Source organism: Aerosakkonema funiforme FACHB-1375, assembly GCF_014696265.1.
GTDB classification, from domain to species: Bacteria; Cyanobacteriota; Cyanobacteriia; order Cyanobacteriales; family Aerosakkonemataceae; genus Aerosakkonema; species Aerosakkonema funiforme_A.
In genome coordinates, this window is sequence record NZ_JACJPW010000001.1 from 20955 (window position 1) to 33881 (window position 12927).

Annotated in this window: 10 protein-coding genes; 7 read left to right on the top strand and 3 right to left on the bottom strand. The window is 44.4% G+C overall.

The features are described from left to right. Positions 1-10: 10 nt before the first annotated feature. The 3 genes from H6G03_RS00100 to H6G03_RS00110 all read right to left on the bottom strand — a co-directional run bounded on the left by H6G03_RS00100 (position 11) and on the right by H6G03_RS00110 (position 3203). Positions 11-1327, bottom strand: coding sequence for a DUF2330 domain-containing protein (locus tag H6G03_RS00100; protein ID WP_190460811.1), 1317 nt, complete (start codon positions 1325-1327; stop codon positions 11-13). Positions 1328-1385: 58 nt separating this feature from the next. After that, on the bottom strand, positions 1386-2303 hold the full coding sequence (locus tag H6G03_RS00105; RefSeq protein WP_190460817.1) for an RnfABCDGE type electron transport complex subunit D: 918 nt from the start codon (positions 2301-2303) through the stop codon (positions 1386-1388). 168 nt (positions 2304-2471) lie between these two features. Further along, a complete protein-coding gene (locus tag H6G03_RS00110) occupies positions 2472-3203 on the bottom strand; it encodes a gamma-glutamyl-gamma-aminobutyrate hydrolase family protein (protein ID WP_190460819.1) in 732 nt (243 codons plus the stop codon). Between the two features lie 339 nt (positions 3204-3542). On the opposite strand from H6G03_RS00110, the gene H6G03_RS00115 reads away from it, so the two are divergent. The 7 genes from H6G03_RS00115 (at position 3543) to nirB (ending at position 12904) form a co-directional block, all read left to right on the top strand. Next, complete coding sequence (locus H6G03_RS00115) at positions 3543-4703, top strand: MFS transporter (RefSeq protein ID WP_190460821.1); 1161 nt, start codon at positions 3543-3545, stop codon at positions 4701-4703. A gap of 198 nt (positions 4704-4901) precedes the next feature. After that, on the top strand, positions 4902-6164 hold the full coding sequence (locus H6G03_RS00120; protein ID WP_190460822.1) for a GTP cyclohydrolase II: 1263 nt from the start codon (positions 4902-4904) through the stop codon (positions 6162-6164). 82 nt (positions 6165-6246) lie between these two features. Further along, positions 6247-7473, top strand: coding sequence for a URC4/urg3 family protein (locus H6G03_RS00125; RefSeq protein WP_190460825.1), 1227 nt, complete (start codon positions 6247-6249; stop codon positions 7471-7473). A 31-nt stretch (positions 7474-7504) separates the two neighbouring features. Further along, positions 7505-7906: a response regulator gene (locus H6G03_RS00130; RefSeq protein WP_190460827.1), complete on the top strand. Its 402-nt coding sequence runs from the start codon at positions 7505-7507 to the stop codon at positions 7904-7906. 72 nt (positions 7907-7978) lie between these two features. Next, the gene (gene upp, locus H6G03_RS00135; protein ID WP_190460830.1) at positions 7979-8614 is read left to right on the top strand and encodes a uracil phosphoribosyltransferase; all 636 of its coding nucleotides are present in this window, start codon (positions 7979-7981) and stop codon (positions 8612-8614) included. Then, positions 8538-10061 (top strand): tetratricopeptide repeat protein, encoded by a 1524-nt coding sequence (locus tag H6G03_RS00140; RefSeq protein ID WP_190460832.1) that lies wholly within the window; start codon positions 8538-8540, stop codon positions 10059-10061. Before upp ends, H6G03_RS00140 begins: the two co-directional genes overlap by 77 nt. Positions 10062-10372: 311 nt before the next feature. Beyond that, complete coding sequence (gene nirB / locus H6G03_RS00145; protein ID WP_199315060.1) at positions 10373-12904, top strand: nitrite reductase large subunit NirB; 2532 nt, start codon at positions 10373-10375, stop codon at positions 12902-12904. The last annotated feature ends 23 nt before the right edge of the window (positions 12905-12927 follow it).

Sequence of the window (12927 nt, forward strand, 5' to 3'; positions counted from 1 at the left end):
TGACAAATTACTAATTCCAAATATTTCGCCAAAAAGGTTGGGATTGATTTTGAGTTACGGGAAGCTTTTTGCGAATATCATTGATATTCCATCCAGTTAGCTTAGCTAAAGTTTGTGCTTCCTGTTCAAATCTTTGACCTAAAGATTTTTTGTATTGTTGACCTGCTTCACATCTGGCATCACCTTCAAAGGGATAGCGCAGAATATATCGTCCCTGGAATGTTTGGCGGTTTGCGGTTTCTTGGAACATCAAATCTTCGGGAAACTTATCGCGGGTATAGCGCACATGAAGGCGGGTAATAAAAACATTATTACCTCTGGCGGGAGTAAGCCAAAAAACACCAGCTTGTTTCAGTTCTTCTTGATTTAACGGTTCTGCCGAACAAGGGTCGCAGTTACTCATATCCCAGGCATATTCCATAAATGCTACTTTTTTGTCTTCTTGAGTGTAAGCTGTAGCAAACATGGCTTTGTAAAAATCGCCAAATTCTTTCTTGACAAAGACAGGAATTTCTGCATCTGATGGCACTTTGACTGTGCGGTAATTGGTAACTTCAGCTTGTCCTTTCGGCGATAAGATATACACAATTAAATCTTGCTCTGCGGTAGCGTTTACCATACCCAGACGAATCGGTAGCATAAATCTGGGCGATTCGTAGGCTATTTGTAGCGGTCGCAAATATTGATAACCGGATTTTTGAAATTCGGCGAGGTTGACTTTAGCAACGAAGAATTTCATGTTTTGCCGGATATAAGGTTGCAATAGTTGACTTGCACCCGCAGGAATTTTATAGCCGTTGCGGTTTAGCCAAGTTTGCAAACCATTTGATTCTGTAGCGCTTAAAATTAAAATGTCGTATTCTCCGACGCTGAAGCGAGATTCGACGGTGACACCAAAGGCGTTATCCTCATCCCTAGCCCTTCTTAATCGGGCTGCGTTCATTACTGCCCCTCCTCTTGTTACACCGCCTTCCGTCTCATAAACTGCACAAGGGTCTGGGTCGAAATATTCTACCAGTCGAGGCGCACTAAAAGCATCTAAACGTTCGATAATTTTGGGGTCGCCAACGCGCACTTGTTCTTGTTGTAAAACTACAGGAACGGGGACGACTAAGGCAAAGTCTTTGGCATTTCCTTGATAGTCGTTTGCCATTGTTAAAATAGTGTTGCTAGCATCGCGGGCGATGATTACTTGGGAAGCTTTGTTGTAAAGTTTGCTGTCTGCTTTGGCGACATAAAAACCGCAAAATGCCCAGGCTGTAGGGGCAAAGCAAATGACAGCTAGTAATGTTATAAGTGAAGTTATCAAAATACGAAATAGCTTCATAGTAAGTTCCTTTTTTTCAGTTACCCTTGGTAAGGTGGGCAGCGCCCACCCTACAATCCTATGTTGTTAATTGCTGTCTGCGGCTGAAGGATAAATTACTTTTGACAAATGACCAGGAAAATTTGGGTGCTGTCCAAAGGTAATCTAGAATAATTGTTAAGGGTGCAAGCGCAAACAATGCCCAAAATACTGCTGTGGAAAGGAAGAAGTAATTACGGAGGATAAAGGTTAGGAGGGCGATGCTGGCTGCCCATAACAAACGACTTATTTTGGCATTGGGAATTGAGCGGGGGTCGGTAATCATAAATAGGGCAAACAGTAATAATGACCCGCTCATTAACTTGTGGAAATATACGTCCCAAGTCCAACCGAGCCAAAGGTTGCGAATGGCTTCTAGTAAGGCGTAGGAACCTAAAAAAGCGGCGGTGGTGTCCCATCGCCCGACTCGTTTTAATATCATGCCGCCGGTGCCTAAAAATAAAAGTGCATACCACCAATCTTCTCCCCATTGTCCGGGTGAAACCCAGGCGTCTTTGGTGAAGGTGATAGCTGCAATGATGCCGAAGTTGGCGGGGTTAAAAAAATGCTTGTGATGGATTTGAAAAATAAATTTACTTAAGATTGCCAGGGATGCGGCGAGAATCATTGTGCTGTAATGTTCGGTTCGCAGTAAGAGAGAAAGGCTTAATGCGGTGATGGCGGCGCTGCGAAGTGAGGTCGATTTTTGGGGGTTGATTAAATTGAGGTTGGGTTGATGGGGGTAATTGTCCGATCGCTTCAGCAGATTTGCGATATTCTGTTTAAGGTGCGGGGCGATGGATGTGGCACGCTCTGCTAGCCATTGGGTTACCAGGCAGGTGACGATCGCAACTACAATTAACTCAGGCCGCAGTGTCCAGTCCCTTGTCCCAATGCCCAAGATGAGGAACAGGGATAAAAACAAAATTTGATAGTCTCGGATATCTTTTAGCAGCATTGCGCGTATCGGTAAAATTGCTTTGTTCTCAATTTAGATAACCCGAAGACCAAAATAGTTGCTGTGCAACAAAATTGTTACAGTTGTCACCAGTCAGTAGTCAGCAGTCAGTAGAAAAGAACAACTGACTGACTACTGACAATTCACAGCTAGACAACTCACCAAACTTCAGCCAGCTTTTTGAGAAAATGCGGCGTTTCGATGTGCTGCTGCTGTAACGAAGGTGCGGAAAATTTGCTGCTGGCGGGTGTCTTGGAGGGAGAGTTCTGGATGCCATTGCAGCGCTAGAGCCCACGGATGATGTTGATGTTCTAATGCTTCGATGACGCCATCAGATGCTTGGGCGGTAAGACGCCAGCTTGGTGGGATGGTGCTAGCTGCTTGATGGTGCCAAGAGACAATTTTTGCTTCTCCTGGGCCAATAATTGTGGCAAGGCGGCTATTTGGGGTAATTTGAACGTTATGCTCGCACGGACTCGCTTGTTCGGCACGGTGGACTGTGGTTTCGCCAAATTCATCGGGCAAATGGGTTACCAATTTACCGCCACTGGCGACTACCAGTATTTCTAAACCGCGACAGATGCCTAAGATGGGAATATCTGTTTCCAGAGCGAGTTGGGCTAGGGATAGCTCGAAGCGATCGCGCTCTGCGTCCACGTTATATATGCTAGGATGGGCTGCGCCGTTATAGGCGGCTGGGTCAATATCGCCCCCGCCTGAGAAGACAATCCCATCTACCCATTCCAGGATAGTAGCGAGGTTGGCTTCCCCTGGGGTTAGCAGCATGGGTAAACCACCAGCGAGGCGCACTGCGTCTACATATTCGCGCCGCACACAAAAGCTGGCAGTTTGACGTTGACTGGAGGTAGTGATGCCGATGAGCGGTGGATGAAATTTCATGCGATCGTCTCAGTTTATGATATTGGGCGGGCAACTAAATACTCAGCCCTGAAGATATTATTCCCCGCTCATGGAATATCTATATAGCTGGAGTCGATTTTAGATTAACGATCGTGGCCAGTTTGTATCCGCAGATACTTAGGCTATAAAAAAATGAAATTTCCCATTCTTCGGGGTTTAGCATCCGAATTCAGGCAAAATAAACTAAATTTTGACAAATGCACTTGCTGAATAGATTCCACTATCACTCAAAATAGAAGGAATGACTGAAGCAAAAATTTGCCTCAGTTTGACGCGCACAACTGCTGATGACCCAGGATTAGAAACATATCAATCCCTATGCTCAAACTCATCACTTTGCTGATTGCCAGTACGATGACTGTGATGGCTGGTGCGACAATTTCACCAGCTTTGCCCCAAATGCAGGAATTTTTTAACAACGAACCCAATTCAGAATTTTGGGTTAAACTTCTCTTGACTCTGCCTGGATTGTTCACAGGTTTGGGTGCCCCTTTTGCGGGCGCAATTATTGACCGATTTGGACGCAAACCTTTGTTAATGGCGGCGATATTTTTATATGGCATAGCTGGCGGTACTGGTTGTGTCCTCAGTTCTCTGACTGGGTTGTTAATTGGAAGAGCTTTTTTGGGTTTGGCAGTTGCTGCAATTATGACGACTTGCGTCACCCTAATTGCTGATTACTATCAGGGGCCGCAACGCAATCAAATTATGGGTACGCAAGCGGCTTTCATGGGCTATGGTGGAGTGGCTTTCCTGTTATTGGGAGGCTTTTTGGCAGGTCTAAGTTGGCGGGGGCCATTCTTTATTTACCTTTCTGCTTTTATCATTTTACCTCTGGTTATATTCAGCATTACCGAGCCGGAAAAAACAGCAGGACATACATCGAATTTGGCTGAGGATTCCGATACTGAGTTGCCCATTAAAACGCTTGTACCGATTTACTTGCTGACTTTTTTGACGATGGTCGTTTTCTACATGATTCCGGTACAAATTCCATTTTATTTGCGGAATTTTCAAGTCAGCAGCGCTCAAGTAGGGATGGCAATAGCTGCTTCTACTCTCGCTAGTGCAACGATGTCGTTGTTCTATAAAACTATTAAGGCACGTCTCAGTTTTCAAATGATTCTCGTGTGTTTGTACCCCCTGATAGGTTTGGGGTATATCTCAGTTTCATTTGCTAATAGTTACGCTTTCGCAGTTCTCGGTTTAATTGTTGCCGGTTTGGGATTGGGTTTGATGCTTCCCAATATGAATGTTTGGCTGAATGCGATCGCACCTGTTGCCGCTAGGGGAAGATTGCTGGGAGGTTTGACAACTTCTATGTTTTTGGGGCAATTCTTTTCTCCTATTATTATTCAGCCAATTGCCCAACAAATTAAACTTGGCCCTACTTTTGCTCTCGTAGGAGGTGTAATGTTGGCTTTGGCAGCAACGATCGCAGCTGTGTCGTTTGTAAATAGACCCGCCCGTACTGCCTGAGATCGAGTCTTCCATTTGCGTAGGGTGGGCATTGCCCACCTTACTTGTTTACCATCGGGTATTAGGCATTAAAAGACTAAAAACCGGGTTTGTTTAATTATGAATTTAGCAGTGCAGGATACTGCCAAATGGAAAATTTGCTTGCTAAGATATTAGTTTATTTACCCTTACGAGTTAAAAATACCGACCGGGTAATTTATGGATAACCAAAAACCAGTATCTAAGCACAAGCATATTGTTCTGACTTCCCATCCCCATAGATCCGCTCAAAAACCGGCAATACATTGGGGAAAAAGCGACCCGATCGAACGGGGGCCGATTATTGGTACGCTAACTAATGCCAATCAGCGCAATGCGATCGGCACTCACTCCGGATCTTACGCTGTCTATCGCGCACTGGCGATCGCATCCGGCGCACTTCAAGCAAATCACCGTCCGGACTTGACAAATACCTCTCCCGTTGTTCGCATTGGGCCGCATCCCAGTTGGGCCGATCCCGATCGCATTATCTCTCTCGATCCTTTTGGTGCCATTGTCGGTGAAGTTTACACCCAATTTTACGAACAGGGTTACGATATTCGCCCCACAATTGCCGTCACCAAAGCTCACATCAATATGCCCGAATTGTTAGATGAAGTAGCCAAAGGTGAATTGCAAATTGATGGTAAAATTCTCAAAAGTAATGGTAATTTGGTAGTAACTAAAGTTGCGATAGATCCGGTTTGGTATCTACCGGGAATTGCTCAGCGACTTCAAGTTAAGGAAAGCGATTTACGGCGCATTCTTTTTCAACAAACGGGTGGTATGTTCCCAGAGTTGGTGACTCGTCCGGATTTGCACGTTTTCTTACCTCCAATTGGGGGAATTACGGTTTATGTAATCGGAGATGTCGAGGCAATTACAGATCCGAATCGACTGCTGGCGGTGCGGATACACGATGAATGTAACGGTTCGGATGTGTTCGGTTCCGATATTTGCACTTGTCGTCCTTATTTGGTACACGGAATTGAAGTTTGCATCCAAACAGCACAGTCAGGCGGTGCGGGTGTAATTGTTTATTTCCGGAAAGAAGGTCGCGCTTTGGGCGAAGTTACTAAGTTTTTGGTTTATAATGCTCGCAAACGTCAGGAAGGAGGCGATCGCGCTGATGCCTATTTCGCTCGTACCGAATGTGTGGCGGGTGTTCAAGATATGCGCTTTCAAGAACTAATGCCGGATGTGTTGCATTGGTTGGGAATTACGAGGATCGATCGCTTGGTTTCGATGAGCGATATGAAGTATAACGCGATTGTCAATTCTGGTATTCAAATAGTCGAAAGAATTGCGATTCCTGAAGATCGAATTCCCGATGATGCCAAAGTGGAAATCGCCGCTAAACAAGCAGCAGGTTACTTCACACCGGGAGAAGTTCCAGATGCGATCGCGTTGGCGGGAATTAAGGGTCGCGGTTTGGAAGAGTAGAAATAAATAACCGCAGATATCCGATTTCTTCAAGAAATCGGATATCTGGGCGGGTGGTCATTAAGTTTGCTATTGAAAAATTATGAAAGAAGAAGAAATTATTGCCTATTTGAGAACTCCAACGGCGATTCGAGAAAGGTGCGATCGCATCTTTAAATTAGCGTGTGAGAATAAGCTGAATTACTTTCGCGTAGATTTAACAAAATTGGATAAGTGCGCCGACTATGTTATAGAAGTGATGCGCGAAGATTATCCCAACCTGGAAATACCTTTTCACAGTCGCTGGCGACATTTCGAGGTGGGTAAGGTTTCGCGCCTCACCGAACTCGATCGCACTTTGACCGAACTCTCACCCCTAGAAAAAGCTAAAGTAAAATTCGATCTAGCAATTATCAGTGTTTTGCTGGATGCCGGTGCGGGTGCAAGTTGGCAATATCGGGAACAACAAACCGGACAGGTGTTTCGTCGTTCGGAAGGATTGGCAATAGCGAGTTTTCGGATGTTTTGTCAAGGCGTTTTTTCCAGTAACCCAGATTTACCTTGGCAAGCTGATGCGAAAAAACTGCAAGATTTGACCGCAGAAGCGCTAAAAGAAGGATTTCAGGTAAGCGCCGAGAATCCTTTGGTAGGTGTAGAGGGCAGGTTAGAATTATTACAGTGTTTGGGACAGGTGCTAACTCAAAATGTAACAGTTTTTGGTACAGACAATCCGCGTCCGGGAAATATGGTAGATTACCTGCTGGATAAAAAGAACGATCGACTGGCGGCAAGTAAGGTATTGAGTGCAGTTTTAGAGGGATTGGGGGAAATTTGGCCGGGGAGATTGGCCATCGCAGGTGTCAACTTAGGCGATATGTGGATACATCCATCTTTGGGAGGAGATCGGGAGAGCGATCGCTACGTGCCATTTCACAAACTTTCCCAGTGGTTAACTTATTCTCTCCTCGAACCGCTCCAGGAAATCGGGTTAGAAATTACCGGACTGGACGAGCTGACCGGTTTGCCAGAATATCGCAACGGCGGTTTGTGCTTGGATAAGGGACTCCTTGAGTTAAAACAGCCAGATGTGTGGCGCGAACCTTATCCAGTCGGATCTGAGATAATTGTAGAATGGCGAGCGTTAACCGTCGCTTTGCTCGATCGGATTGCCGCCGCCATCAGACAAAAGCTAAATATGAGCGCTGCTGAATTACCGCTAGTGAAAGTATTACAAGGAGGAACCTGGAGTGCTGGACGCAAAATAGCATCATTATTAAGAGAAGGTGGTGTTCCCCCCATTCAAATACAAAGTGATGGAACGGTGTTTTAAAAATTAGTAAATAGCCGAGTTAAATTTGCAAATGTCTGAAAAACCGAAGCTAATGGTGGTTGATGACGAACCGGAAAACCTGGACTTGATGTACAGGACGTTTCGGCGTCAGTTTCAAATATTTAAAGCAGAAAGTCCGTCCGTCGCGCTGGAAACTCTCGATCGAGAAGGCGAAATGGCGGTGATTATTTCCGATCATCTCATGCCGCAAATGACTGGTGTAGAATTTTTAACCACTACGATCGAACGTTTTCCCCATACAATTCGCATTCTTCTCAGCGGACTCGGCGAAGAAATGGACGGACTCGGAGAAAATATGAAAAAGGCTCAGGTGTTTAAATTAATTACCAAGCCTTGCAATATAGACGAACTTAAGGCTGTCGTCCAAGAAGCGACTGAAAAATACCAGGCGGCGAAGCTGGCTGAAGAATGAAATATTGTGAGAAATTTGCAAATAGGTGCGTTAAACTCAAAAATTCAAAGCCACAGCTATCTAGGCTAAAAAATGACAGCTAATGTTACTGTAATCGACCATCCCTTAATCCAGCATAAGTTGACGCTGATGCGTCTAACGGAAACCAGCACGGCAAAATTTCGCAACTTGCTTAGAGAAATTGGGATGTTGTTAGCTTATGAGGTGACGCGAGATTTGCCGCTGAGGTACGAAGAAATTAAAACGCCGATCGCTCCTATGTTAGCACCGATGCTGGCAGCGGAAAAAAAGATGGTAATTATCTCGATTATGCGAGCGGGACAGGGGATTTTGGATGGCATTTTAGAATTAATTCCTTCGGCGCGGGTAGGACATATCGGTTTGTATCGCGACCCCACAACTCTTGTTGCAATTGAATATTATTTTAAGGTTCCTCAAGATATCGAACAGCGAGATGTTTTGATTGTCGATCCCATGTTGGCAACGGGAAATTCTGCTGTTGCTGCTGTTGACAGAATTAAGGAAGTCAATCCCCTTTCGATCAAGTTTTTATGTTTGCTAGCCGCACCAGAAGGAATTGCACATTTTCACGAACAACATCCCGATGTTCCTATCTATACGGCGGCAATAGATGATTATTTGGACGAACACGGTTATATTGTACCGGGACTTGGAGATGCTGGCGATCGTCTCTACGGGACAAAATAAAAGTCAAAAGTCAAAAGTCAAAAGTCAAAAGTTAAATCGCCCCAAGAGTAAAAATATTATGAATTTTGAAGAACTATTTAACCGAGCCGCATCTAAATTCGAGCAAGGCGATCTTTTCGGAGCTTTGGGAGATGTTGCCCAAGGTGTTATCCAGCCTATAGAAATTGCTCCGCTTCATTACGAATTAGGTAATGGCTGCTTGTTATTATTAGATTATGAAGGAGCGATCGAAAATTACGATCGCGCAATTGAAATAGATTCCAACTATGTCGAGGCTTATGAAAAACGAGCGTCAGCTCGCAACTTTATCAAGGATTACCAAGGCGCAATTGATGATTACACCCAGGTGCTTAGGATCGCTCCCAATTATATAGATATTTATGAAAAACGGGCGGATGTTTGGGAAAATATGGAAAACTACCAAGCAGCTAATGATGATTATAATAGTTTAATTATTGCCAAACCTTACGATACTAATAGCTATCAAAAACGCGCTCGCGTTCGCAGAAAAATAGAAAATTATCAAGGCGCTATTGAGGATTATAACCGCTGGCTTACGCTCGAACCAAATTCGATTGATGCTCATTACGAACGCGCTTATACCCGCGAAAAAATGGGGGATTATCAGGGAGCGATTGAGGATTATAAATTGTTACTTCGCATCAATCCCGATTATTCATTAGCTGCTTCGCGCATATTTTTAGTTCGCATCAACGATATGGAAGATTATCGGGGAGCAATTGCAGATTACACTGAGTTGATTAGTCTAAGACCGAATTTTGCCGAACATTATTACATCCGAGGTTGTTTGCAGCAACTTCTGGGAAATTATCAAGAAGCGCTAGCAGATTACGATCGGGGATTAAGTTTAAAGGCGGACTTTTCGTTATACTCCAGTCGGGGTGTAGTTTACTATAGATTGGGGAATTACGATTTGGCAATGAGCGATTTTGAGCGAGCGATCGAGTTGTCTCCCAATTTGGCAGAAGCTTACGTAAATCGAGGTGCAGTTCGCTATGCAATCGGAAATTACCAAGCAGCAATTGCCGATTTCGATCGCGCTTTAATTTTGAATGCAAACTTGGCAACAGCTTATTCTAGCAGAGGTGCAACTCGCTATATTCTGGATGAATACCAAAGTGCGATCGTCGATTTTAATGGTGCGATCGAACTCAATCCGGAGTTTGCCGAAGCTTACTCCAATCGCGGTGTAGTTCGCTACAAAATGGGAGAATATGAAGCAGCGATCGCAGATCTTCACAACGCTGTAAATCTCAATCCTAACTTCGTAGAAGCTTACTTTAACAAAGCCGTTGTTCGCGCTCAAATTGGAGATAATTTAGGAGCCAATGAAGATTTACAAAAAGCCAGACAACTTTGTTTGGAAAATACGAATATAGCTGTCAACCAAAAAATCATCGACTTGATTATAAAGTTGGAACATTAGTCACCAGATTTTGGATTTTGGATTTTGGATTTGCTCCACAATGAGCGAGCCGAGCTTGAAATTAGGAAAATTTTTTTGATGATGAACTATATACTAAATTTCTGTATCTAAATTTACAAAATACCTGGAATGTGGGAAAAAAATTTTGTGCGGATGCAGCCGTCACACTTTCACCGCAAATGCAAAAACAAAATAGAGATCGATCGGATTCTGCATAACCAAAGCAAATTTGTAGCTAAATTTACAAAATACTATAGTGACTGTTTATAAGACTGATAAGGAGAACTAAAACATGGGCGTTTTAGAAATTCATGATAGCCAAAAAGAATCTCATAGTTATCGGCAACGGCATGGTAGGTCACAAGTTCTTAGAACTAGCGATCGCTTCATGTGCGACCCAGAAATGGAACTTAATAACCTTCTGCGAAGAACCTCGTGTTGCTTACGATCGCGTTAATCTCAGCAGCTTCTTTTCTGGCAAAACTGCCGCAGATTTATCTCTAGTCGAACCTGGATTATATCAAGAAAACGGTATTCAAATCCATATCGGCGATAAAGCAGTTGCCATTAACAGGGAAGAAAAAACCGTCACCTCTGCCAATGGGGTAACACTTCCCTACGACAAAATTGTCTTGGCAACAGGTTCCTATCCCTTCGTACCGCCGATTAAAGGAAATAAGGCTACAGGAACTTTCGTTTATCGGACAATAGAAGACCTTGAAGCGATGTCCGCCTACGCCAAAAACTGCAAAGTAGGCGTAGTTGTAGGCGGAGGATTATTAGGATTAGAAGCAGCCAACGCACTCCAAAACCTGGGATTAAAAACCCACATCGTTGAATTTGCACCTCGCCTCATGCCAGTGCAAATAGATGATATCGGTGGTGCTATCCTTCGCAATAAAATAGAAGAACTGGGAATATCCGTTCATACCAATAAATCGACAACGCAAATCGTCAGCGAAAACGGTAAACTCGTCAAAATGCTATTCGCTGATGGCACCGAATTAGAAACAGACACGATCGTTTTCTCCGCCGGCATTCGTCCCCGTGACGAACTCGCCAGACAATGCGGATTGACAATCGGAGAAAGAGGCGGAATAATCATCAACGATTATTGCCAAACTTCAGATCCAGATATTTACGCTATTGGAGAATGCGCTCTTCATCAGAATCGCATCTACGGCTTAGTAGCACCTGGCTACACAATGGCAGGAGTCGTAGCAGATATTTTCAACAATATCGCGACCAGCAAATTTACTGGCGCGGATATGTCCACCAAACTGAAATTACTGGGAGTGGACGTAGCCAGCTTCGGAGATGCTTTTGCCAGAACACCCGATGCTAAAGAAATTGCGATCGCCGATAACGTTCGAGGTATCTACAAAAAACTGGTACTCAATGAAGATGGCACTCGTTTGTTAGGCGGAATTCTCATCGGCGATGCTTCTGCTTACGGTACTCTGCTGCAATTTGTGCAAAACGGCATAACTTTGCCACCCCATCCCGAAGATTTGCTAATGCCACCACGAGAAGGTAAATCAACAGTCGCCGCGATGGGAGTAGAAAGTTTGCCGGATACAGCCCAAATTTGCTCGTGCAATAATGTCAGCAAAGCACAAATTTGTACTGCTATTCGCGAAAACAAACTCACCGATATCGGCAGCGTCAAAAAATGCACCAAAGCGGGAACAGGTTGCGGCGGTTGTGTACCGTTGGTAACGGATATCCTCAAGTCGGAGATGAAGAAAGCCGGATTGGTGGTGAAGAATCATCTCTGCGAACACTTCCCCTATTCCCGTCAAGAACTCTATCATTTGTTGCGATTCCACCAAATCAAGACATTTGATGAGTTACTCCAACATCACGGTAAGGGATTGGGTTGCGAAATTTGCAAACCTGCCGTCGCTTCCATGCTTGCTTCTACTTGGAACGATCATGTTTTGACTCCCACTCACGTCAGTTTGCAAGATACCAATGATTACTATCTGGCAAACATTCAGCGGGATGGTACATACTCGGTAGTTCCCAGAGTACCGGGGGGCGAAATTACGCCAGAAAAACTGATTGCTTTGGGAGAAGTTGCCAAGGAGTTCAATCTTTACACTAAAATTACTGGCGGACAGCGCATCGATTTGTTTGGTGCGCGTGTGGATCAATTACCGTTAATTTGGCAGAAATTAGTAGATGCGGGATTTGAATCCGGACACGCTTATGGCAAGGCGTTGCGAACAGTAAAATCTTGTGTGGGTAGTACTTGGTGTCGTTTTGGCGTGCAAGATTCTGTTGGTTTGGCAGTAGAATTAGAACTGCGCTATCGCGGTTTGAGATCTCCTCACAAACTAAAATCTGCTGTTTCTGGTTGCACCCGCGAATGTGCGGAAGCTCAAAGTAAAGACTTTGGGATAATTGCTACAGAAAAAGGTTGGAATTTGTACGTCTGCGGTAACGGTGGTATGAAGCCGCAACACGCGCAATTACTAGCAGCAGATATTGACAAAGAAACGCTGATTAAGTACATCGATCGCTTCTTAGTTTTCTACATCCGCACTGCTGACAGATTGGAACGCACTGCTACTTGGTTTAACAAACTGGAAGGTGGCATCGAATATTTGAAACAGGTAATTATCGAAGATTCTCTCGGCATTGGTGCTGAGTTAGAAGCACAAATGGAATACCTTGTCAAGACCTACCAGTGCGAATGGAAAGCGACTATTGAAGACCCGGAAAAACTTCAGCGCTTCCGTCACTTTGTCAATTCCGACGAACCAGACCCCAGTCTGGCTTATGTCGAAGAACGGGGTCAAAAACGTCCGGCGAAGGAACACGAGAAAGCCTTGGTTTAATGTATTAGGGTAAGCGTCGTGTC

What these genes read in the sequence shown, in the direction of transcription:
- nirB (WP_199315060.1), top strand. Translation starts at nt 10,373, where the DNA reads ATGATAGCCAAAAAGAATCTCATAGTTATCGGCAACGGCATGGTAGGT.
- H6G03_RS00115 (WP_190460821.1), top strand. Translation starts at nt 3,543, where the DNA reads ATGCTCAAACTCATCACTTTGCTGATTGCCAGTACGATGACTGTGATG.
- H6G03_RS00105 (WP_190460817.1), bottom strand. Translation starts at nt 2,303, where the DNA reads ATGCTGCTAAAAGATATCCGAGACTATCAAATTTTGTTTTTATCCCTG.
- H6G03_RS00140 (WP_190460832.1), top strand. Translation starts at nt 8,538, where the DNA reads ATGATTATTTGGACGAACACGGTTATATTGTACCGGGACTTGGAGATG.
- H6G03_RS00100 (WP_190460811.1), bottom strand. Translation starts at nt 1,327, where the DNA reads ATGAAGCTATTTCGTATTTTGATAACTTCACTTATAACATTACTAGCT.
- H6G03_RS00130 (WP_190460827.1), top strand. Translation starts at nt 7,505, where the DNA reads ATGTCTGAAAAACCGAAGCTAATGGTGGTTGATGACGAACCGGAAAAC.
- H6G03_RS00120 (WP_190460822.1), top strand. Translation starts at nt 4,902, where the DNA reads ATGGATAACCAAAAACCAGTATCTAAGCACAAGCATATTGTTCTGACT.
- H6G03_RS00110 (WP_190460819.1), bottom strand. Translation starts at nt 3,203, where the DNA reads ATGAAATTTCATCCACCGCTCATCGGCATCACTACCTCCAGTCAACGT.
- upp (WP_190460830.1), top strand. Translation starts at nt 7,979, where the DNA reads ATGACAGCTAATGTTACTGTAATCGACCATCCCTTAATCCAGCATAAG.
- H6G03_RS00125 (WP_190460825.1), top strand. Translation starts at nt 6,247, where the DNA reads ATGAAAGAAGAAGAAATTATTGCCTATTTGAGAACTCCAACGGCGATT.